Source organism: Leisingera sp. ANG-Vp, assembly GCF_000813725.1.
GTDB lineage: Bacteria > Pseudomonadota > Alphaproteobacteria > Rhodobacterales > Rhodobacteraceae > Leisingera.
This window is the reverse complement of sequence record NZ_JWLD01000006.1, coordinates 87454-108620: the sequence shown is the minus strand read 5'-3', so window position 1 is coordinate 108620 and position 21167 is coordinate 87454. Positions and strand designations below refer to the sequence as shown.

At 64.0% G+C, this 21167-nt stretch carries 19 protein-coding genes; 9 read left to right on the top strand and 10 right to left on the bottom strand.

Features of this window, described 5'->3' with window-relative positions; genetic code table 11:
• Positions 1-1923: M3 family metallopeptidase (locus tag RA20_RS03010; protein WP_039124483.1), on the bottom strand; the 1923-nt coding region annotated here is incomplete at its 3' end.
• 110 nt (positions 1924-2033) lie between these two features.
• On the opposite strand from RA20_RS03010, the gene RA20_RS03005 reads away from it, so the two are divergent.
• Positions 2034-3242, top strand: coding sequence for a trans-sulfuration enzyme family protein (locus tag RA20_RS03005; RefSeq protein WP_039124481.1), 1209 nt, complete (start codon positions 2034-2036; stop codon positions 3240-3242).
• Between the two features lie 106 nt (positions 3243-3348).
• Here the strand turns inward: RA20_RS03005 and RA20_RS03000 are convergent, their stop codons facing one another.
• The 5 genes from RA20_RS03000 to RA20_RS02980 form a co-directional block, all read right to left on the bottom strand.
• Positions 3349-4389: a HesA/MoeB/ThiF family protein gene (locus RA20_RS03000; protein WP_039124479.1), complete on the bottom strand. Its 1041-nt coding sequence runs from the start codon at positions 4387-4389 to the stop codon at positions 3349-3351.
• Positions 4389-4844 carry a dUTP diphosphatase gene (dut, locus tag RA20_RS02995; RefSeq protein WP_039124517.1) on the bottom strand — a complete coding sequence of 152 codons (456 nt, stop codon included), beginning with the start codon at positions 4842-4844 and terminating at the stop codon, positions 4389-4391. Before dut ends, RA20_RS03000 begins: the two co-directional genes overlap by 1 nt.
• Positions 4845-4881: 37 nt before the next feature.
• Positions 4882-6078 (bottom strand): bifunctional phosphopantothenoylcysteine decarboxylase/phosphopantothenate--cysteine ligase CoaBC, encoded by a 1197-nt coding sequence (gene coaBC / locus RA20_RS02990; protein WP_039124477.1) that lies wholly within the window; start codon positions 6076-6078, stop codon positions 4882-4884.
• A 218-nt stretch (positions 6079-6296) separates the two neighbouring features.
• A complete protein-coding gene (locus RA20_RS02985) occupies positions 6297-7133 on the bottom strand; it encodes a ChaN family lipoprotein (protein ID WP_039124475.1) in 837 nt (278 codons plus the stop codon).
• Positions 7130-8008, bottom strand: a complete 879-nt coding sequence (locus RA20_RS02980) for an RNA polymerase factor sigma-32 (RefSeq protein ID WP_039124473.1) — start codon at positions 8006-8008, stop codon at positions 7130-7132. Before RA20_RS02980 ends, RA20_RS02985 begins: the two co-directional genes overlap by 4 nt.
• A gap of 284 nt (positions 8009-8292) precedes the next feature.
• Between RA20_RS02980 and cobU the strand changes: the two genes are divergently transcribed.
• From cobU to RA20_RS02960, 4 genes are all read left to right on the top strand, one after another.
• Positions 8293-8811, top strand: coding sequence for a bifunctional adenosylcobinamide kinase/adenosylcobinamide-phosphate guanylyltransferase (cobU, locus tag RA20_RS02975; protein WP_039124471.1), 519 nt, complete (start codon positions 8293-8295; stop codon positions 8809-8811).
• Complete coding sequence (locus RA20_RS02970; RefSeq protein WP_039124469.1) at positions 8808-9389, top strand: histidine phosphatase family protein; 582 nt, start codon at positions 8808-8810, stop codon at positions 9387-9389. The genes cobU and RA20_RS02970 overlap by 4 nt, the downstream gene beginning before the upstream one ends.
• Before the next feature lie 58 nt (positions 9390-9447).
• Complete coding sequence (locus tag RA20_RS02965; protein ID WP_039124467.1) at positions 9448-10131, top strand: glutathione S-transferase; 684 nt, start codon at positions 9448-9450, stop codon at positions 10129-10131.
• Between the two features lie 114 nt (positions 10132-10245).
• Positions 10246-11748: a YifB family Mg chelatase-like AAA ATPase gene (locus tag RA20_RS02960; protein ID WP_039124465.1), complete on the top strand. Its 1503-nt coding sequence runs from the start codon at positions 10246-10248 to the stop codon at positions 11746-11748.
• A gap of 25 nt (positions 11749-11773) precedes the next feature.
• Here RA20_RS02960 and RA20_RS02955 read toward each other — a convergent pair whose 3' ends face one another.
• From RA20_RS02955 to rsmI, 4 genes are all read right to left on the bottom strand, one after another.
• Positions 11774-12682: an alpha/beta hydrolase fold domain-containing protein gene (locus tag RA20_RS02955; RefSeq protein WP_039124463.1), complete on the bottom strand. Its 909-nt coding sequence runs from the start codon at positions 12680-12682 to the stop codon at positions 11774-11776.
• The gene (gene gshB / locus RA20_RS02950) at positions 12682-13617 is read right to left on the bottom strand and encodes a glutathione synthase (RefSeq protein ID WP_039124516.1); all 936 of its coding nucleotides are present in this window, start codon (positions 13615-13617) and stop codon (positions 12682-12684) included. Before gshB ends, RA20_RS02955 begins: the two co-directional genes overlap by 1 nt.
• A gap of 71 nt (positions 13618-13688) precedes the next feature.
• On the bottom strand, positions 13689-14060 hold the full coding sequence (locus RA20_RS02945; protein ID WP_039124461.1) for a YraN family protein: 372 nt from the start codon (positions 14058-14060) through the stop codon (positions 13689-13691).
• 3 nt (positions 14061-14063) lie between these two features.
• Positions 14064-14921 (bottom strand): 16S rRNA (cytidine(1402)-2'-O)-methyltransferase, encoded by an 858-nt coding sequence (gene rsmI / locus RA20_RS02940; RefSeq protein WP_039124459.1) that lies wholly within the window; start codon positions 14919-14921, stop codon positions 14064-14066.
• A gap of 88 nt (positions 14922-15009) precedes the next feature.
• Between rsmI and RA20_RS02935 the strand changes: the two genes are divergently transcribed.
• The 4 genes from RA20_RS02935 to RA20_RS02920 are packed head-to-tail and all read left to right on the top strand — an operon-like array spanning position 15010 to position 21107.
• The gene (locus RA20_RS02935; protein ID WP_039124457.1) at positions 15010-16176 is read left to right on the top strand and encodes a penicillin-binding protein activator; all 1167 of its coding nucleotides are present in this window, start codon (positions 15010-15012) and stop codon (positions 16174-16176) included.
• Complete coding sequence (locus tag RA20_RS02930; RefSeq protein ID WP_082017900.1) at positions 16136-18976, top strand: [protein-PII] uridylyltransferase; 2841 nt, start codon at positions 16136-16138, stop codon at positions 18974-18976. The genes RA20_RS02935 and RA20_RS02930 overlap by 41 nt, the downstream gene beginning before the upstream one ends.
• Positions 18973-20523 carry a murein biosynthesis integral membrane protein MurJ gene (murJ, locus tag RA20_RS02925; protein ID WP_039124455.1) on the top strand — a complete coding sequence of 517 codons (1551 nt, stop codon included), beginning with the start codon at positions 18973-18975 and terminating at the stop codon, positions 20521-20523. The genes RA20_RS02930 and murJ overlap by 4 nt, the downstream gene beginning before the upstream one ends.
• Entirely contained in the window at positions 20520-21107 is a 588-nt protein-coding gene (locus RA20_RS02920) for a Crp/Fnr family transcriptional regulator (protein WP_039124453.1), read from the top strand. The genes murJ and RA20_RS02920 overlap by 4 nt, the downstream gene beginning before the upstream one ends.
• Positions 21108-21167 lie beyond the last annotated feature (60 nt).

The following is a 21167-nucleotide window of genomic DNA, read 5'->3' as shown; positions in this document are numbered from 1 at the left end:
CCCGCCGGTGGAGAGGATATGCTCTTCCAGCGCCTTTGCACGCTCTGCATCAAAGGCGCCGCCCGCCTCCTCGAAGGCGGCAAAAGCGTCAGCGTCCATCACCTCGGACCACATGTAGCTGTAATAGCCTGAGGAATAGCCGTCGCCGGCAAAGACATGGGCAAAATGCGGGGTGGCGTGGCGCATGATGATGGCGCGCGGCATGCCGATTCCGGCAAGCACTTCGGCCTGTTTTGCCATCGGATCGGCTGGTGCTGCACCGTCATGGAAAGCAAGATCCACCAGGGCCGAGGCGACATATTCAACGGTCTGGAAACCCATGTCGAAATTGGCTGCACCCAGCACTTTCTCCAGCATTTCCTGCGGCATCGGCTCGCCAGTATCCGCATGGGTGGCGAACTTCTGCAGCACCTCCGGCACTTCCAGCCAGTGCTCATAAAGCTGGCTGGGCAGTTCGACAAAGTCGCGCGCCACAGAGGTGCCCGAGATGCTTTCATAGGTCACGTTGGACAGCATCTGATGCAGAGCGTGGCCGAATTCGTGGAACAGGGTGCGGGCGTCGTCCCAGGACAAGAGCGCCGGATCGCCCTTGGCGAAGTTGCAGACGTTGATCACAACCGGTGCCTGGGTTTCCGGAAACTTCGCCTGCTGGCGCATCGCCGAACACCAGGCACCGGAGCGTTTGGAACCGCGGGCAAAGTAGTCGCCGATGAAGACTGCCACATGCTTCCCGTCACGAGTGACTTCCCAAGCGCGGCAGTCGGGGTGGTAGAGCGGCACTTCCAACGGTGCAAACTCCAGTCCGAACAGGCGGCTGGCGCAGGCAAAGCTGGCTTCGATCATCCGGTCGAGCTGCAGATACGGCTTCAGCGCCGCCTCATCCAGATCATGCTCCGCCTTGCGGCGCTTTTCGGCGTAGTAGCGCCAGTCCCAGGGCTCCAGATCACCGTTGATGCCATCGTCCTGCATCATCGCGGTCAGCACTTCAGCATCCGCATCGGCGCGCGCCTTTGCCACCTCCCAAACATCCATCAGAAGGCCGCGGACCGCGTCCGGTGTCTTGGCCATTTCCGTTTCCAGTTTGTAGACGGCGAAGTTTTCATACCCTAGGAGCTGCGCACGCTCTTCCCTCAGCTTCAGAATCTCGGCAGCGATACCGCGGTTGTCGGTTCCGCCGCCGTTGGCGCCGCGGGCAGCCCAGGCGTTGAAGGCCTTTTCCCGCAGGTCGCGGCGCGGGGAGAACTGCAGGAACGGTGTGATCAGCGATCGGGACAGGGTGACCACCGGCCCATCCGTGCCCTTTTCCTCACCCGCGGTACGGGCAGCGCTAACAACAAATTCCGGCAAGCCCTCAAGATCGCCTTCGGTGAGCTCCATGAACCAATCACGCTCGTCTGCCAGCAGATTCTGGGTGAACTGAGTGCCAAGTGTTGCGAGCCGGCCCTTGATCTCCTGCATCCGCGTGTCGGCCGCGCCCTCCAGCGCCGCGCCGCCGCGGACAAAGCCGCGGTGGGTCAGCATCAGAACGCGCTGCTGTTCATCCGTCAGATCAAGGTCCTCGCGCTGGTCCCAGACCGCTTTGACCCGGGCATAAAGCGCCTTGTTGGCGGTGATGGCGGAGAAATGCGCGGCCAGCTTGGGCGAGAACGCCCGCTGCAGCTCTTCCCGCTTGGGGTTGCTGTCGGCCCCCGCCACGGTGAAGAACACGCCCAGCACCTGCTCCAGCGCGCGGCAGGGCGTTTCCAGGGCCTCGATCACATTTGCAAAATCCGGTGCCTCGGTGCTGCTGGCGATGGCCTCAATCTGTGCGGCATGATCCTCCAGCGCCTGCTCCAGCGCAGGGGCAAAATCCTCATCGGAAATGGACGCAAACGGGGCAATTTCAAACGGCGTGTCCCAGCGGGACAGAAGCGGGTTGGACATGTGAGGCTCTCCTTTGCCGGGAACGCTAACGGGAAAGCCGGGGCGCTGCAATTGGGCTTGCAATGCCCGTACAGACCTGTCCAGAATTTGCGGAGCCGCAGGAGGATTCGATGGGCAAGGGCAACATCTACAAGGGCATTCAGACAACAGCGATCCATGCAGGCGAAGCACCGGACCCCACCACGGGGGCGTCCGCGCCGCCGCTGTATATGTCTTCGACCTTTGTGACGGAGAATGTCGCAGGCTTCTCCGCCCATGATATCGGCGAGGACAGCCCATACCTGTATGCCCGCTGGGCCAATCCGAACGTGGCCGCGCTGGAAACCAAGATCGCCGCCCTGCAGGGAACCGAGGATTGCCTGTGCACCGCGTCAGGCATGGCGGCAGCGACCGCAATCTTCCTGACGTTCCTGTCTGCGGGCGATCATGTGATCGTGTCGGATGTGTCATATGCCGGTGTTGCGGAGCTGGCGCGGGACACGCTGCCAAGGATGGGGATCGAAGTCTCCACCGTGAACCTGTCGGACCTAGAGGCGGTCTCTGCCGCTATGCGTCCCAGCACAAAGCTGATCCATTCGGAAAGCCCGGTGAACCCGATCCTGCGGCTGACAGACTTGAAGGCCGTTGCAGACATCGCCCATGCAGGCGGCGCGCTGCTCAGCTGCGATGCCACCTTTGCCTCGCCTCTGGGCATGGACACGCAGGCGTTGGGTGTCGACCTGGTGATGCATTCGATCACCAAATACATTGGCGGCCATGGCGATGCAGTGGGCGGTGCGGTGGCCGGTTCTGCTGAGCTGATCGGCAGGATGCGGCTGGAGGCCGCGATCCATCACGGCGGCATCCTGTCGCCGTTCAATGCCTGGCTGATCTCGCGCGGCATGAGCACCCTGCCCTTGCGGATGAAAGCGCATGAAGCCGGTGCACAAGCGGTGGCGGAATGGCTCGAAGCGCATCCGCGGGTTACCCGGGTGATGTACCCCGGCCTCGTCTCCCATCCCCAGCACGCTCTGGTGCAGGCGCAGATGTCTAACACCTCCGGCATGATTGCCTTCCAGGTGGGCGATGTAGCGGCGGGACAGGCGGCAGCGCAGAAAATGATCGACCAACTGCAGGTCATTCACTACGCGGTGTCGCTGGGCCACCACCGCTCGCTGGTGTTCTGGATGGAGACGGCGGGGCTGATGGAAACCTCCTTCCGGCTCGATCCAGCCCAGGAAGCCGATTACCGCGCCTACGCCGGCGACGGGATATTCCGCCTGTCGGTTGGGCTGGAAGATGCTGAAGATCTGATCGCCGATCTGGACCGGGTGCTGTAACCGGGGGAAGCTCCCGCCCCCTGGAGCGTGCATCAGAGATGCCCGTCCCGGCGTTGGGCCGGGCCGCGCGCCTGACGGCGCGCGGCGGTTCCGCTAAACTTAAGGGTCAGGCGGCGCCGCAAACCGGGCAATCTGCCCGGGGTGACAAACGGATCTTACGGGTTTCGCCATAAAGTCCGTCGTAGATCAGCATTTCGCCGCGCAGGACCGCGCCTGCTCCTGTAATCTGCTTCACCGCCTCAACCGCCATCATTGCCCCCACAACACCCGGCAACGGACCGATCACACCTGCCTCGGAGCAGCTGGGGGCGAGACCGGGCGCCGGTGCTTCGGGAAAGATACACTGGTAGCAAGGGCCGCCTTGGGCCGGGTCGAAGACGCTGAGCTGGCCTTCCCATTGCGACAGTGCGCCGGAGATCAGCGGCTTTCCCAAAGCGACAGCGGTACGGTTCGCCAGGTAACGGGTCTCGAAATTGTCAGTGCCATCGAGGATCAGATCATAATCCGCAAACAGCTCTGCCGCCATGTCTTCGGACAGGCGGCGGTTATAGGGGCGCACCTCAGCATGAGGGTTCTGCGCTTCCATCGCCGTTTTGGCCGAAAACACCTTGGGCTTGCCGATATCCTCATCGCGGTGAATCACCTGCCGCTGCAGGTTGGCATTGTCGACGGTGTCATCGTCGATGACGCCGATCGTACCAACCCCGGCGGCTGCAAGATACTGCAGAACGGGAGCACCCAGCCCGCCGGCCCCGATCACCAGTACCTTGGCATGCTTCAGTTTTTTCTGTCCCGGGCCGCCCAGCTCCCGCAAAACGATATGGCGGGCATAGCGGTCAAGCTCGGTCTCGGAGAAAGTGCTGGCGGGTTGGCTCATCGGGCGGTCCTGAGGCTGGGCACGGGATTTCAGAGCCGCCACGATACGCGCATAACTTCCGGCCGCAAGCGCCAAGCCGCCCAGCAGCAGCCAGGAAGACACAGAACCGCCGGTGCCCTCGCGCAAGGGGTGCCCCGCAGGCAAGGTCAATTGAATCGCGATCACCGCCGCGAACAGAACCGCCAGCACGGCGATGCGCAGGTTGCGCGGCAGGCGGAGGTAGCGCCCGCCCCACCAGACCAGCGCCGCAAGAAAGAGGATGCGCAGCATCAGGCTGTGCCGGTGGAGCCAAAACCGCCCGCACCGCGGGCCGTGCCGGAGAGTTCATCCGCGAGCTCGAACTGCGCCTGCAGCACGGGTGCCACCACCATCTGTGCGATCCGGTCGCCATGGTTGACTGCAACAGGCTCCAGCCCCGCATTCAGCAGGATCACTCCGAGCGGGCCGCGGTAGTCGCTGTCGATGGTGCCCGGGGTGTTGGGCAGGGTAATGCCATGTTTCAGCGCAAGACCGGAGCGGGGCCGGATCTGCACCTCATAGCCTGCCGGGATTTCGATACGCAGCCCGGTCGGCACCAGCGCTCTTGCACCGGGGGCCAGCGTCAGCATTCCGCGATCGGGCAAGTTGGCCCGGATATCCGCACCTGCCGCTCCGGAGGTTTCGTAAGAAGGCAGCGGCACATCCCTGTCTGCACCCTCGTCATGGATCACACGGATGGTTACCATCACGGCTCCTCTTTCATCTTGCTGAAAATACTCAAATTCACCCGGCCAGCGCCGCAGCAATCCGGTCCGCGAGTCTGCGGGCTACTTCATCCTTGCCCATGCGCGGCCATTCCTCGGCCCCGTCGTCCGAGATCAGGGTCACTGCGTTTTCGCTGCCGCCCATGATGCCGGTGGCAGGCGAGACGTCATTGGCGACAATCCAGTCGCAGCCCTTGCGCCTGCGCTTGGCAGTGGCGTTTTCCACCACGTCGTTGGTTTCCGCGGCAAAGCCGACCACCAGCCCGGGGCGGCCCTCTTTCATCTGCGAGACGGATTTCAGAATGTCCGGGTTTTCGGCAAACTCCAGCACCGGCAGCCCGTCCTTGGATTTCTTGAGTTTGCGGTCCGAGGCACTGGCCACCCGCCAATCCGCCACCGCTGCGGCAAAGACGCCGGCGTCCGCAGGCAAAGCCGCCTGCACTGCGGCCTCCATTTCGCGGGCGCTTTCCACGGCGACTACCTGCACCCCCTCAGGCGGGCGCACCGCTGCCGGGCCCGTGATGAACACCACTTCAGCCCCTGCTGCGCGCAGAGCACGGGCCACTGCTGCCCCCTGCGCCCCGGAGGAGCGGTTGGCGATGTAGCGGACCGGGTCGATCGGCTCATGCGTCGGGCCGGAGGTGACCAGAATGCGTTTGCCCTGCAGCGGACCATCCGCAAGTTCGGCAGCAATGGCGGCGAGGATTTCCTCCGGTTCCGCCATCCGGCCAGGCCCGAACTCACCGCAGGCCATGCTGCCTTCATTGGGCCCGGCAAAGGACACGCCATCCCCCTTCAGCAGCTCAATATTGCGCTGCGTTGCCGGATGCTGCCACATGCGCACATTCATCGCCGGGGCCAGCAGTACCGGAGTATCGGTGGCCAGCAGCAGAGTCGAGGCGAGGTCATTGGCGTGCCCCTGGGCCATCTTGGCCATCAGATCCGCTGTGGCAGGCGCCGCCACCAGCAGATCGGCGCTGCGCGACAGCTGGATATGGCCCATCTCGGCCTCGGCCGTCAGATCGAACAGCTCCTGATGCACTGCAGTTCCAGCCAGCGCAGAAACCGACAGAGGCGTTACAAATTCAGCACCGGCTTTCGTCAGGACCGGGGTGACACGGGCGCCCTGGTCCTGCAGGCGGCGGATCAGCTCAAGCGTTTTATAAGCTGCAATACCGCCGCCGATGATCAGGAGAATATGTTTTCCAGCCAGCATTTTTGCACCCTTGCCCCGGTTTCAGGCAACTTTACTGCGCTGCGGCGGAAGAGGGAAACGGTTTTCCCGCCGCCCGCTCCTCCCTGCCGCAGCAAGAGTCTCCCGCCCCCGCGCGGCCCGGGCCAAGGCCCCCGCCTAGCGGCGTTGGGCCGGGCGCCGGGCTATGCCCGGCGCGGTACCTTGCATCAGCTGCCCGTTTTCTTTGCAGCCGGTACTGGTCAGCCGCTGTTTTTGAACGCAAGGCAGGGATCCGGACGCTCCACTGCTGCAGAATCAAGGACATAGTCGAATGCCCCCGAAATGCTGCCGCCCTCGCCCTGCCCCAAACTGATGACTGCCAGGGATGGGCGCGCCCTGGCGAGATAAACCGGCAGGCCGCGATCGGTTCTGGCATGGCCATTGCCGGTGATCACCGCAACCGGGCCGCCGGTCTCTTCCAGCGCCGTGTCAACGGCCGCCGCCAGCGCCGCGTCGCGCAAACGCTGGAAATCCACCAGCACCGGCAGCATTTCCTCAGGCATGGCATTGCAATGATTGGCCAGCTGATCCGCTTCTCTTGCCGCCTGTTCTGTGCCCGGCAAGGGCCGGTCCAGGCCGAAACGGGCAGCAGGCCCGGCACCGAAGTAGGAAGCCACCCCGTGTTCCAGAGCCTTGGAAGCCTCCGCCCGCGGCACCAGCGCACCATATTGCCGGGCGCCTTTGGCGGCGGCAAAGACCGGTGCGTAGAGGCTGAAGTCCGGCCAGCCGGATTGCGCCCAGTCCAATTGCCCGGCCGTATAGGCAGCCTCGTCCAGCCTGCCCGCATCCAGCCTGGAAGCCTGTTCAGCGGTGATCATCTCCCAGACTACGGCTTTTGGCTGCAGCGACTGCAGCAGCGCCGCCTGGTTTGCATGGTGATGCGGATTGTCGTGCACCTCGCCGAGGATCGCGACATCTGCTCCGCGCAAAGCCTCAAGCGCAGCCCGCAAGTCTTCGGCACGGGCGCCGGACAAGCAAAGCACCGCCAGAGCGGCGGCGCTTGCCAGTGTTTTCAGAGTTTGGAACCGCTTTCTCATGAAAGCAGTCTGTGCACCTCGCGCGATTGGCTTTCAAGGCATTTGCGCATTTTCTGGAAGGCGCCCGCCTCCAGCTGGCGCACCCGCTCTTTGGACAGGCCCAGTTCGGTGCCAAGGCTTTCCAGCGTCCGCGGCCGCTCGCGCAGCTTGCGCTCCGTGATGATGAAACGCTCGCGCTCATTCAAGGCCTGCAACGCCGAAACCAGCCATTTGCGCAACTGGCGGCGGTCGTGGCGCTCCTGCACCAATTCATCAGCCTGGGTGGCGTCATCCTCCAGCGCGTCGATCCACTCGCGCCCCTCTTCATCTGTGGATTGCACCGCGTTGAGTGAGAAATCGGCGCCGGACAGACGCCCCTCCATCATCTCCACGTCACGCAGCGGCACGCCGATTTCAGTGGCAATTTTCTGGTGCAGCTGGTGCCGGTCCAGCCGGGCGCCGGACGCGCGCGCTTCGCGCTCCAGCTGCGCCTGTACCCGCCGCATATTGAAGAACAACGATTTCTGCGACGAGGTCGAGCCGGTGCGCACCATCGACCAGTTGCGCATCACGTAATCCTGAATCGACGCCTTGATCCACCAGACCGCATAGGTCGAGAACCGCACACCGCGGTCCGGATCAAACTTGTCTGCTGCCTTCATCAGGCCCAGGCCCGCCTCCTGTATCAGGTCGTTCATCGGCGCCCCGTACCGCTTGAACTTGGCCGCCATGGAAATCGCGAGGCGCATATAGGCATTGATGAGCCGGTGCAGCGACTTCACGTCGCGGTCGTCACGCCAGGCATAGGCAAGGCGCAGCTCGGTTTCTGCGTCCAGCAGTTCCGCCTTCATCGCCTGTCTTGGCAATGGGTTTTCGAGTGTATGATCAAGTGCCATGTGTTTTCCCCCCGGAAACTAATTAACAAACTGCCGCCTGGGGACGCGCATGGAACAAATATGGGCCCGGTTCTTCTTCAGACCGGCAGCTAACATCAGCGCACTGGATACGACTCTTGGCACATCCACGGGCCAAAAAACGGAAAAGCTAAATTGTATTTTGGCCCCTGCGCAGACTTTCCCGGCCTTAATAAGTGGAACCCCGGGACACTGCGGTCTCTTGTCTTCACCGGGCCCTGCGGTTACCCACAGGAACGGCTACGGTACTTACAGGTTAGCAAAAAATGCCTGCAAATGTAACTTTAATTCTAGGGGGTGCTGCCTCGGGCAAATCCGCCTTTGCCGAGCAAATCTGCATAAGCACCGGAAAAGACAAGGTTTACTGGGCAACGGCACAGATTTTCGACGCAGAAATGCGCGAAAAAGTGTTCCGCCATTTGCAACAAAGAGGCGTCGGATGGGCCACTGTAGAGGAGCCGGAAACCGCGGCCAGCGTGTTGACGCCCCTGGCGCCGGGACAAATCTGCCTGATGGACTGCGCCACCATGTGGCTGACCAACCATCTGCTGGCAGAGCATGATCTGGAAGCGGCGCAGGCCGACCTGCTGGCGGCTGTGGACAGCTGCGCGGCGGATCTGGTGATCGTCTCCAATGAAACCGGTCTGGGTATCGTCCCGGAAAACAAGCTCGCCCGCCGCTTCCGCGAGGCGCAAGGGCGGTTGAACATTGCGCTGGCAGCGCGGGCGGAGACCGTTGTTCAGGTGACCGCCGGGCTGCCGCTGGTGCTGAAAGGGGCACTGTGATCACCCGGCTGTTCCTGATCCGGCACGGACCGACCCATGCCAAATCCATGGTCGGCTGGTCCGACCTGCCTGCCGACCTGTCTGACACTGCCGCTCTCGCACGGCTGTCGGATTACCTGCCCGCGGAGGCGCTGGTGGTGTCCTCCGACCTGTCCCGCGCGGTGGAAACTGCATCAGCTCTGCAGGGCAGCCGGACCCGCCTGCCGCATGTTCAGGCCCTGCGCGAGATCCATTTCGGCGCCTGGGAGCTGCGGACCTGGGCCGAGGTGGACGCCGAAGATCCGGAGCGCATCCGCGCCTATTGGGAGGCCCCCGGGGATGTGACCCCGCCGGGCGGCGAAAGCTGGAACCAGGTCTGCAGCCGGGTCGATACAGCCATCGATGCGCTGATCACGGCGCACATGGGCCGCGATTTGATTGTGGTTGGTCATTTCGGCCAGATCCTGACCCAGCTGCAGCGGGCGCACCGGCTGACCGCCGAAGAGGCCTTTGGCCACAAGATTGACAACCTCTCGGTCAGCGAGATCTCGCTTGGACCGGAAGGCTGGCAAACGGGTGTGATCAATCACCTGCCGTGAATGCACCCATCACAATCATTCCATTTTCTGTTGGAATGCGCTGCGCTAGCCTCCTGCCATGGCTTATGAAATCTATATTGGCGACCGCATGTTCTCCAGCTGGTCTTTGCGCGGCTGGCTCATGCTCGAGAAGTTCTCCCTGCCCCATACTGTGCATATGGTAGGGCTCTATTCCGGAACCATGGCGTCGGATATGGCGCATCTGGCACCGGCACGTCTGGTGCCGGCGCTGCGCACGCCCGAAGGCACGGTTGTGGGGGAAAGCCTGGCCATTGCCGAGACGCTCGCCGAGCGGCACCCCGAAGCAGGGCTTTGGCCCTCGGATCCGGCCCATCGCGCCACTGCCCGCTGGCTGGCGGCGGAAATGGTCGGCGGCTTCTCTGCCCTGCGTGGCGAGTGCCCGATGCAGCTGGCGCATATGTACGAAGGATTTGAAGTCTCAGCCGCGGTGAAAGCGGATCTGGCCCGGATCGAGGACTTGTTTGCCCACGCCCGCGCCATTTCAGGCCAGGCAAAAGGCTACCTGTTCGGCTCGTATTCGCTGGCGGATGTCTTCTATACGCCAGTGGCCGCCCGCATCATGGGATACGGGCTGCCGGTCTCAGCCGAGACCCGGTCCTATTGCAAGCTGCTGCTGTCTGACCCGGCGGTCCTGCGCTGGCAGGAGCAGGCGCATGAGGTCAGTTATGACCCAGAACCCTATGCTCTGGATCTGCCGCGGCGCCCCTGGCCGCTGGGCTGATTTGAGCGCCAGCGCGAAAACTGCGTGAATTCGCGGCTGGCCGCGCCCCGCGTTAACGACTCGGAAACCACGATTAACAAGCATTTCTCCCTGAACCGCAGGAGGCTGGGAGAAATGACCGCACGCTCTTACACAGTTGCCTTTCAAGGGGTCGAGGCCCGCCTGGTCGAGGTGCAGTGTTCTGTCGCCCCCGGCCTGCCCGCCTTTACAGTGGTTGGCTTGCCGGACAAGGCGGTGCAGGAAGCCCGCGAACGGGTCCGCGCAGCTTTTGCCGCGATGTCCATCGCCCTGCCCTCCCGCCGGATCACAGTGAACCTGTCGCCCGCGGATTTGCCCAAGGAAGGCAGCCATTTCGACCTGCCGATTGCACTGGCGCTGCTGGCGGCCATCGGCATTGTCCCTGCCGAAAAGGCCGAAGAAACCATTTCCCTTGGGGAACTGTCGCTGGATGGTCAGCTGATGCCGGTGGCCGGCGCCTTGCCCGCGGCGGTGACGGCTGCAGAAGAAGAACGGATGCTGCTCTGTCCCAAGCCCTCCGGCCCGGAGGCCGCCTGGGTCGATGCCGCCCAGGTGATCGGCGCCGCCACGCTGACCGAAGTGGTGCAGCACTATACAGGCCAGCGCCGCATCGAGCCCGCCGCACCGGGCGAGGCCGTCAGCGGCCTGGGCGGCAGGGATCTGAGTGACGTGAAGGGGCAGGAACAGGCCAAGCGGGCGCTGGAGATTGCTGCTGCCGGGCGCCATCACATGCTGATGGTCGGCCCGCCAGGCTCAGGCAAGTCGATGCTGGCAGCGCGGCTGCCCTCGATCCTGCCACCGCTCACGCCGGGCGAGGCGCTGGAAACCTCGATGATCCATTCCTTGTGCGGGCTGATCGACGAAGGCGGTATCAGCCGGGCCCGCCCCTTCCGCGAGCCGCACCACACCGCTTCGATGGCGGCAATTGCCGGCGGCGGGCGGCGGGCACAGCCTGGGGAAATCAGTCTCGCCCACAATGGCGTCCTGTTCTTGGACGAACTGCCGGAGTTCGGCCGCTCGGTGCTGGAAACCCTGCGCCAGCCGCTGGAAACCGGCGAGGTGATGGTGGCGCGCGCCAATGCGCATGTGAAGTACCCCAGCCGGTTCATGCTGGTGGCTGCCGCCAACCCCTGCAAATGCGGTTATCTGGCAGATGCCAACCGCGCCTGTTCGCGCGCGCCTATCTGCGGTGCAGATTACCTTGGGCGGATTTCCGGCCCCATGCTGGACCGGTTCGACCTGCATCTCGATGTGCCGCCAGTGGACGTTGCCGAACTCGAGCTGCCGCCTAGTGCCGAAGGTTCAGCTGATGTCGCTCAACGGGTGGCGATTGCCCGGGAAATGCAGGCCGCCCGGTTCCGCGGCCACCCAGGCCTGCGTCAGAACGCAGATGCTGAAGGGGCTCTGCTGGAGCAGATCGCCGCGCCGGATGCCGAAAGCCGCGACCTGCTGATCCGCGCTGCCGAGCACTTTGGCCTCAGCGCCCGCGGCTATCACCGGGTGCTGCGCGTGGCACGCACAATTGCCGATCTGGCCTGCGAGGAACGCGTCCAGCGCCGGCATTTTGCCGAAGCCCTGCATTTCCGCCTGCCCTCATAAACGCAGGGGGCGCTCCCCATTGCGCTTAGCCTGGCTGACTGTTTGAAAGGGCGGAGGCGATGAATTCAGCGGCCTCTTCCAGCGCCGTCTGCCCTTCCGGCAAATGCCCGGCCATGAATTGCCAGACATGCGGCACATTGCGCCACTGGCTAAACCGCACCTTTCCGCCCGCCTTCTCCAGTTTCTCCGCCATCCGCTGCGAATCCGACAGCAGCACCTCGGTGCTGCCGGCCTGGATCAGCACCGGCGGCGGATCAGGAAATGCCGCAAACAGCGGCGAGGCGCGCCCGTCCGACGGGTTCGCGCCGTCCAGGTACTGATCCACGGCTTCCTGCATCCGGCCCGCCGGGATGATGACGTCCTTGGCCGCATTTGCCTGAATGCTGGCGCCACTCAATGTAAGATCGCACCAGGGCGAGAAGGCAACAAGGCCCGCAGGACGCTCCTGCTTCGCCAAGAGGCCTGCCAGCAAAGCCAGCGCCAGCCCGCCGCCGGCGCTGTCGCCTGCAATCAGAATGTCTTCCGCTGCATACCCGGTTTCGCGCAGATACTGCCAGGCTGCCATGGCGTCCTCATAGGCAGCTGGAAACGGCGCCTCCTGCATCAGCCGGTAGTCAGGCACTGCAATTTCCAACCCGGCAGCCAGCGACAGGCGCGACAGCATTCCCTGATAGGCGCGGGCGCTGCCGGCCAGATAGGCGCCGCCATGCAGAAACAGGATGATTTGCCCTTGGCGCGGCCTGCCCGCGGAAATCAGCGTCATCGGCACTGGCGCCGGCCGCGGCAGCAGCCGGGTGAACGGCAGCGCCGGATAGAGGCGCGGCGCCATCGCTTCGAACCCCCGCCGCGCCAGATCCGGGCTGGAGGTGTGCTGCAGCACCGGCTTCATGCCATAGCGCATCCACGCGTTTATGGCCCGGCGCTGCCAGCTCATCAGCTGATCTTGGCTTCGATCGCCTGCCAGACCTTCTCGGCGATGTTGACGCCGTCAAAGCGCTCCAGCTCCTGAATGCCGGTAGGCGAAGTCACGTTGATCTCGGTCAGGTAGTCGCCGATCACGTCGATGCCGACAAAAATCTGACCTTTTTCGCGCAGCAGCGGGCCAATGGCGGCGCAAATCTCCAGATCGCGGTCGCTCAGACCGATCTTCTCAGGCCGCCCGCCCACATGCATGTTGGAGCGGGTCTCGCCTGCCGCCGGCACCCGGTTGATGGCGCCGACCGGCTCGCCGTCGACCAGGATAACGCGCTTGTCGCCGTTGCTGACGTCAGGCAGGAATTTCTGCACGATCAGCGGCTCGCGGCTGAAGCCGGTGAAAAGCTCATGCAGCGAGGTGAGGTTGCGGTCGTTTGCATCCAGCCGGAACACGCCTGCGCCGCCATTGCCGTAAAGCGGCTTCAGGATCACGTCCCCATGCTTTTCCTTGAACGCCTTGATGGTCTGCAGGTCGCGGGCAATGGTGGTCGGCGGGGTCAGCTCCGGGAAGTTCAGAACCAGCAGTTTTTCCGGGTAGTTGCGCACCCAGAACGGATCATTCACCACCAGCGCCTTGCCCTTCAGCATGTCCAGAAGATGCGTCGAGGTGATGTAATGCATGTCAAACGGCGGGTCCTGGCGCAGCCAGACCACGTCGAAATCCGCCAGATCCGCCTCGCGCTCTTCGCCCAGCACCGCGGGGGTTCCTGCGACCCGCTGCACGGTCATGTCGTGGCCGCGGGCGGTGATGCGGCCCTCCTGATAGGCCAGCTGATCGGGGCCGTAATAGAACAGCTCATGGCCGCGCGCCTGGGCTTCTTCAGCCAGGCGGAAGCTACTGTCCGCATTGATGTCCACGCCCATGACCGGGTCCATCTGAAAGGCGATTTTCATGGCAGTATCCCTTTTGTGCTGGCGGAATACATGGCCCAGCATGGCCTTGTGTTCAATGGGTCAGGCGCAGATCAGTCCATGCCAAAGGCGTTTTCGATGATCTCCACCGCGCCGGTGCCGTCCACCAGAGCCGCGTCAAAGCGCACCGGTGTCAGCTGGCCCTGCGGTTCATTCTCCAAATATTGCCCGGCGCTGGCATAGATGCGCTCCATCTGCCTCGGCGTGATCCGCAGCGCTGCCGCGTCGCGGGAGCTGTGCTTGACCTCGACAAACACCAGCTCATCCGGGCCGCGCAGGATCAGGTCGATTTCGCCGCCCGGCCCCCGCCAGCGGCGCTCGGCCACGGTATAGCCGTGGTTTTCATAGTGGCGGGCAACGATCTCTTCCGCGGCCCCGCCCGCCAGATGCGCACGGGCGCCGCGGTGCTGACGGGGGCCTGCCATCGCTCAGCCGCCTTTGGCCAGCTGCAGCGCCAGCTGGTAGACCTTGCGCCGCGGCAGCCCGTGCATTTCGGCGACGATGCCGGCCGCATCCTTGACCGAGTTCCCCTGCAGGGCCGCTTGCAGGTCGCTTTCAAGATCGCCTTCGCTGACCTCAGCTTCCTGAGCACGGTCAACCAGCAGAACGATCTCGCCTTTGACCGGATTCTCCTCCAGCCCCGCAGCCAGTTCCGCCAGCGGCGCGCGGCGCACCTCTTCGAATTTTTTGGTCAGCTCGCGGGCCATTGCCGCCGGACGGTTGCCCAGAACAGCCGCCATATCCGCCACCGAAGCCGCAACCCGCTTGGGCGATTCATAGAAGATCAAAGTGCCAGGGACTTCCCGCAGCTCGTCCAGCCGTTTGCGGCGGGCGCCCGAGGCGTTCGGCAGGAAACCGGCAAAGAAAAACGCATCGGACGGCAGCCCTGCCAGCGTCAGCGCGGTTGCGGCAGCGGAGGCTCCCGGCGCGCAAGTGACCTTGTGGCCTGCTTCTGATGCTGCACGGCTGAGGTCATAGCCCGGGTCGGCAATCAGCGGCATCCCGGCCTCGGATGCGTAAGCGACGGATTTTCCCGCGGCGATCGCTTCCAGCAGTTTGGCACGCGCACCGGCGCCGCTGTGGTCGTGGTAGGCGATGATCCGCCGCTCCCCCAGCGGTACGCCGTGTATTTCCATCAGCTTGCGCAGCGAGCGTGTATCCTCGGCCGCAAGCACATCTGCCGAGGCCAGCACATCCAGCGCACGCAGGGTAATGTCGCGGGCGGTGCCGATGGGCGTGGCAACAAAGTAAAGCCCGGGAGACAATATGACATTCTGGTGATTCAACGCTGGACCCGCCTTTTTGGTCGTTTATGATCTGCCTTTAAACCCACGCGGCGCATCGGCGCCGGGAGAACGGAGTTTCAAGTCCATTATGTTTGCTGTTTTCAAACGCGCCCGCAAGGCGGCATTGGCAGCCGCCGCGGCGGTGTCCGCAATTGCATTGACTGCTTGTGATCCGGTTGCCATCGGTACCGGCCCGACAATCAACACGTCCAAACCGGTTCCGGTCGCGCTTTTGGTGCCGCGCGGCTCGGCGCAGCAGGGCGACAGCGTGCTGGCGCAGAGCCTGGAAAACGCCGCCCGGATGGCGATTGCCGATCTCGATGGTGTGCAGATCGATCTGCGCGTCTATGACACCGCGGGCAGCCCGGAAGTGGCTTCCGGCGCGGCGCAGCAGGCGCTGAAGGACGGCGCGCGGGTGATCCTGGGACCGGTCTATGCCGAAGCCGCCAATGCTGCGGGCATCGCAGCCCGCCAGCGCGGGGTGAACGTTTTGGCGTTCTCCAACAACCCGGCAATTGCCGGCGGCAATGTCTTCATTCTGGGGCCGACCTTTGACAACACGGCGCGGCGCCTGACCGGCTTTGCCGCCCGCAACGGCAAGCGCAACATTCTGATCGTCAGCGGCAATGACGCGGCAGGCGTGGCCGGGCGCAGCGCCATCCAGAGGGCCGCGGCACAAACCGGTGCCAATGTCTCCGGCAGCGTCGGCTATGAGCTGTCGCAACAGGGTGTTATCAATGCGATCCCCACCATCCGCACCGAGTCTTCCAGCGCCGATGCGGTCTTTTTGACCGCAACCACAGCCGGCGCGCTGCCGCTGCTGGCGCAGCTGATGCCTGAGGCCGGTGTCGATCCGGCTGAGAAACAGTACATTGGCCTGACCCGCTGGGACATTCCGGCACAGACCCTGGCCCTGCCCGGCGTGCAGGGCAGCTGGTTTGCCATGCCCGACCAGGGCAAGGTGCAGCAGTTCAGCGCCCGCTACCAGGCGAACTACGGCGGGTCGCCGCATTCGATCGGCAGCCTGGCCTATGACGGTATTGCCGCCATCGGCGCGCTGGTGGCTGCAGGCCAGTCCGACGCCCTGACCGCAGGCGCGCTGACCCAGGGTGCAGGCTTCCAGGGAGCCGGCGGCATCTTCCGCCTGCGCCCCGATGGCACCAATGAGCGCGGTCTGGCTGTTGCCACCGTCCAGGAACAGAAGGTCGTGATCCTTGACCCAGCCCCAGTCAGCTTTACAGGCGCCGGGCTCTGACCCGGCTGCCGGCGCCGCCCGGCCTTCCGCCAATGGTTTTCCCGAACCGCTGGGGCCGCTGATCTGCGACCCCGGCGCCATCTTTGATGCCCAGGCGGTGCGGGCGCAGATCGAGGCCCTGGCCGAGGACACCGCCCCTGCCGCCCTGCGCGGGGAAACCGTGAAGATCCTGCGCGCAGCCAATAAGGCCGGGCGCGCCGCAATTGCCGAAGCCTTTGCCGCCAAACCCTTTGCGGCACGCGATTTGACCCGTTCCTACACCTTCCTGACTGACGGTCTGGTCACCACGGCGCTTTACGTCTCCAGCGGCATCCTGCATCCGCTGGCAACGCCGACCCAGGGCGAGCGCATCGCTGTGATGGCGGTGGGGGGCTACGGCCGCGGCGAGATGGCGCCGGCCTCGGACGTCGATCTCTTGTTCATCACGCCCTACAAGATCACCGCCTGGGCGGAGAGCGTGATTGAATCCATGCTCTACATCCTGTGGGACCTGCGCCTGAAAGTCGGCCATGCCAGCCGCACCATCAAGGATTGCATCCGGCTGGGCGGCGAAGATTACACCATCCGCACCGCGATGCTGGAGCACCGCTTCCTGGCCGGGCACAAGCCGCTGGCGGAAGAGCTGGACAACCGGCTAAAGACCGAGCTGTTTTCACAGGACACCCGCGAATTCATCGAGGCCAAGCTGGGTGAGCGCGATGCACGCCATGTGAAACAGGGCCAGCGCTATATGGTCGAGCCCAATGTGAAAGAGGGCAAAGGGGGCCTGCGCGACCTGCAGTCGCTCTACTGGATTGCCAAGTACCTGTATCACGTGCAGGACGCCGCTGAACTGGTGCCGCTGGGCCTGTTCCGCCCCGAGGAACTGGAGCTGTTTTCCAAAGCAGAGACCTTTCTTTGGGCGGTGCGCTCTCATTTGCATCTGGCGACGGGCCGCGCCACCGAACAGCTGACCTTCGACCTGCAGGTCGAGGTTGCCAGCCGCATGGGCTATGAGGACAAGGCCGGGCGCCGCGCAGTGGAAGTCTTCATGCAGGAATACTTCCGCCACGCCACCCGCGTGGGCGACCTGACCCGTATTTTCCTGACCAAGCTGGAGGCAAGCCAGCAAAAGGGCGCGCCGCTGCTGCAGCGGATCTTCCGCCGCGGCCCGCGGATCAAGCCGGACTACAAGGTGGTGCACAACCGGCTGGACGTGCTGGACCCGGAAAAATTCCTGGCAGATCGGGTGAATCTGCTGCGGATCTTCGAGGAAGCTCTGCGCACCGGCATGCTGATCCACCCGGACGCGATGCGGCTGGTGACGGCAAACCTGCATCTGATCGATGACGAAATGCGCAAGAACCCGGAAGCCCGGCAGATTTTCCTGGATCTTTTGCTCAAGCACGGCAACTCGGAACGCGCGCTGCGGCGGATGAATGAACTGGGCGTGCTGTCGGCCTTCCTGCCGGAGTTTGAACCCATCGTGGCGATGATGCAGTTCAACATGTATCACTCCTACACAGTGGATGAGCACACCATTCAGGTGATTTCCAACTTTGCCGCGATTGAACGCGGCGAACTGGAGGATGAGCTGCCGCTGTCCTCCTCGATCCTGCGCAAGGGGCTCAGCCGCAAAGTGCTGATGGTGGCAATGCTGCTGCATGACATCGGCAAGGGGCGGGAACAGGACCACTCGATCCTCGGCGCCCAGATCGCCCGCAAAGTGGCGCCGCGCCTGGGGCTGAAGCAGTCCGAATGCGAGACCGTGGAATGGCTGGTGCGCTATCACCTTCTGATGTCGGACATGGCGCAGAAACGCGACATCGCCGATCCGCGGACAGTGCGCGATTTTGCCAAGGCTGTTCAGACTGTGAAGCGGCTGGACTTGCTGCTGCTGCTGACCGTCTGCGATATCCGCGGCGTCGGCCCCGACACCTGGAACAACTGGAAAGCTGCCCTGCTGCGTGCGCTGTACAAGCACACCCGCGCAGCACTCGAGGGCGGCATGGAGGCATTGAACCGCGAGCAGCGCGGCACCGCCGCCAAGAAAGCTCTGCGCGAGGCGCTGCCGGATTGGTCCAAGGCTGACCTCAAGACCGAGACCGCCCGCCATTACCCGCCCTACTGGCACGGTCTGCATGTCACCGCGCATGTGGATTTCGCCGAGATGCTCCGCGATTTCACCACCAAGGGCGATCCGGGCGAGGTGATGATCCGGCTCTACCCGGACGAGGACCGCGACGCCACCCGTGCCACCTTTGTGATGGAGGATCATCCCGGCATCTTCGCCCGCATTGCAGGCGCCCTGGCGCTGGTCGGCGCCAATGTCGTGGACGCCCGGTCCTACACCACCAAGGACGGCTATGTGACCGACGCCTTCTGGATCCAGGACGCGGACGGCCATCCCTTCGACCCGCTGCGCCTGCACCGGCTCAAGCAAATGATCGAAAAGACCCTGAAGGGCGAGGTGATCACCCGCGACGCGCTGAAGTCCCGCGACAAGATCAAGAAGCGCGAGAAAGCCTTCAAGGTGCCGACCCATATCACCTTCGACAATGACGGCTCCGAGATCTACACCATCATCGAGGTCGACACCCGCGACCGGCCCGGGCTGCTCTATGATCTGGCACGGTCGCTGGCGGCGGCCAATGTCTATATCGCCAATGCAGTGATTGCGACCTATGGCGAGCAGGTGGTGGATACCTTCTATGTAAAGGACATGTTCGGCTTGAAATACTATGCCGAATCCAAACAGCGGACGCTGGAGAAGAAACTGCGCGAGGCGATTGCCGAGGGTGCAAAACGGGCGGATACATGAAGCCGATCAAACTGCTTTCGGGCTTCCTGACCGTCGGGTTCTGGACCCTGGCCAGCCGTATCCTGGGCTTTGCCCGCGAGATCCTGATTGCCGCCTTCATCGGCCCGGGGCCGGTGCTGGATGCCTTCATTGTGGCCTTCCGCCTGCCCAACATGTTCCGCCGTTTCTTTGCCGAAGGCGCCTTTAACGCAGCCTTTGTGCCGGCCTTTGCCAAGCGGTACGAAGCCGGGGAGGACGCCAAGACCTATGCCCAGCAGGCCTTCAACCTGCTGGCCGCCGCGGTGCTGGCTTTGGTGGGGCTTGGCATGGTGTTCATGCCGGGGCTGGTCTGGCTGACCGCCGGCGGTTTTGTCGGCGACGCGCGTTTCGATATCGCTGTAGGGTACGGCTACATCGTCTTTCCCTATATCCTGTTCATGTCGCTGGCGGCGCTGTTCTCGGGCGTGCTGAATGCCACCGGCCGGTTTGCTGCTGCCGCGGCCGCGCCGGTTCTGCTCAACATTTTTGCCTGCGCAGCCATGGCTGCCGGCGCAGTGCTGGGCGGTGATGTTGTCCTGTGGCTGGTGTGGACGATCCCGGTGGCCGGCGTGGCGCAGCTGGCCCTGGTCTGGGTTGCCGCCGCCCGCGCAGGCATCTGCCTGCGGCCCGGCCTGCCCCGCTGGAACAGTGAGATGTCCAGCCTGGTCAGGGTTGCAGTCCCCGCCGCCCTTGCGATGGGCGTCACCCAGATCAACCTGGTGGTCGGCCAATACGTGGCCTCGGACATCGAGAAAGCCGCAAGCTGGCTATTTATCGCCGACCGGCTGTATCAGCTGCCCCTGGGCGTGGTCGGCATTGCTGTCGGCATTGTATTGCTGCCCGCCCTCTCCCGCCGCCTGCGCGCAGGCGACAGTGCAGGCTCGCAGGACGCCCTGTCCCGCGCCGGCGAGTTTTCCCTGCTGCTGGCAGTCCCGTCCGCCGTGGCCTTCATGACCGTGCCGCTGCCGCTGGTTTCGGTCCTGTATGAGCGCGGTGCCACCGGTCCCGAAGACATTGCCGCCATCGCCCTTGCAGTTGCCATCTACGGCGCGGGCCTGCCGGCCTTCATGCTGCAGAAAGTCCTGCAGCCGCTCTACTTCGCCCGCGAAGACACCAAAACCCCGTTCCGCTATGCGCTGGTGGCGATGGCAGTGAATGCCGCGCTGGCCTTTGGCTTGAAACCGGTGCTGGGCTGGATTGCTCCTGCCATTGCCGCCTCCGCTGCCGGCTGGGCCATGGTGGCATTGCTGGCCCTCGGCACCCGCCGGATGGGGGACGAAGCCCGGTTTGATGCCCGTTTCCGCAGCCGGGCCTGGCGCACCTTTGCCGCCTCTGCCGTTATGGGCGCTGTGCTTTATGCTGTATCAACCTGGGGCAGCTGGCTTTTCATGCTGGACTACTGGCGCTACCTCTCCCTGCTCGGCCTGGTTGCCTTGGGCGGATGCGTCTACTTTGCCGCCGGCCAGGCGCTTGGCGCTTTCCGCCTGTCCGAATTCCGAAACGCCCTCAGCCGCCGGAAACAGGCATGAGCCGCCTTTCCTGCCCCGCCGGCACTGTTCTGTTCAGGCCCGGGCAGGAGTGTCCGGGCTTTGTCCGCCTCACCTCCGGAAGCATCAAGGTCACCCTGACCGCAGCTAACGGCCGGGAAGTGGTGCTCTACCGGGTCGGACCGGGCGATGTCTGCCTGCAGACCTTTGCCTGCCTGACCGAAGACCGCGCCTATTCGGCAGAGGGCACGGCCGAGACCGCACTCGCAGGCGATATCCTTGCCCATGCAGACTTCCGCAAATCGATGTCTGCAGACGATGCATTCCGGGCAGAGGTCCTGTCCGCTGTCGCCCGCCGCTTTGCCGACTACGAGCAGCTGGTAGAGGATGTCGCTCTTACGGGGTTCGACGCCCGTTTGGCACGCGTGCTGCTGCGACTTGCCCGGGGGAGCGACAGCATCCGTATCACCCATGATGCGCTGGCGGCAGAAACCGCTTCGGGGCGGGCTTTTGTTACCCGACGGCTGCGCGAATTTGCCCGCTTGGGACTGGTGGAGACTGGCCGCGGCAGCCTGCGCCTCGTGGACCGCGGCGGACTGGAAACGATTGCAAGGGATGAATGCTGACCTTTGGTGACACTGTCACCGACCGGGCTGCCGCACCGGATTAATAAGGACTCACCGTTT

Bases quoted from the DNA above. Each gene is read 5' to 3' on its own strand.
- RA20_RS03005 (WP_039124481.1), top strand. From the start codon at position 2,034: ATGGGCAAGGGCAACATCTACAAGGGCATTCAGACAACAGCGATCCAT.
- RA20_RS03000 (WP_039124479.1), bottom strand. From the start codon at position 4,389: ATGCTGCGCATCCTCTTTCTTGCGGCGCTGGTCTGGTGGGGCGGGCGC.
- dut (WP_039124517.1), bottom strand. From the start codon at position 4,844: ATGGTAACCATCCGTGTGATCCATGACGAGGGTGCAGACAGGGATGTG.
- coaBC (WP_039124477.1), bottom strand. From the start codon at position 6,078: ATGCTGGCTGGAAAACATATTCTCCTGATCATCGGCGGCGGTATTGCA.
- RA20_RS02985 (WP_039124475.1), bottom strand. From the start codon at position 7,133: ATGAGAAAGCGGTTCCAAACTCTGAAAACACTGGCAAGCGCCGCCGCT.
- RA20_RS02980 (WP_039124473.1), bottom strand. From the start codon at position 8,008: ATGGCACTTGATCATACACTCGAAAACCCATTGCCAAGACAGGCGATG.
- cobU (WP_039124471.1), top strand. From the start codon at position 8,293: ATGCCTGCAAATGTAACTTTAATTCTAGGGGGTGCTGCCTCGGGCAAA.
- RA20_RS02965 (WP_039124467.1), top strand. From the start codon at position 9,448: ATGGCTTATGAAATCTATATTGGCGACCGCATGTTCTCCAGCTGGTCT.
- RA20_RS02960 (WP_039124465.1), top strand. From the start codon at position 10,246: ATGACCGCACGCTCTTACACAGTTGCCTTTCAAGGGGTCGAGGCCCGC.
- RA20_RS02955 (WP_039124463.1), bottom strand. From the start codon at position 12,682: ATGAGCTGGCAGCGCCGGGCCATAAACGCGTGGATGCGCTATGGCATG.
- gshB (WP_039124516.1), bottom strand. From the start codon at position 13,617: ATGAAAATCGCCTTTCAGATGGACCCGGTCATGGGCGTGGACATCAAT.
- RA20_RS02945 (WP_039124461.1), bottom strand. From the start codon at position 14,060: ATGGCAGGCCCCCGTCAGCACCGCGGCGCCCGTGCGCATCTGGCGGGC.
- RA20_RS02935 (WP_039124457.1), top strand. From the start codon at position 15,010: ATGTTTGCTGTTTTCAAACGCGCCCGCAAGGCGGCATTGGCAGCCGCC.
- murJ (WP_039124455.1), top strand. From the start codon at position 18,973: ATGAAGCCGATCAAACTGCTTTCGGGCTTCCTGACCGTCGGGTTCTGG.
- RA20_RS02920 (WP_039124453.1), top strand. From the start codon at position 20,520: ATGAGCCGCCTTTCCTGCCCCGCCGGCACTGTTCTGTTCAGGCCCGGG.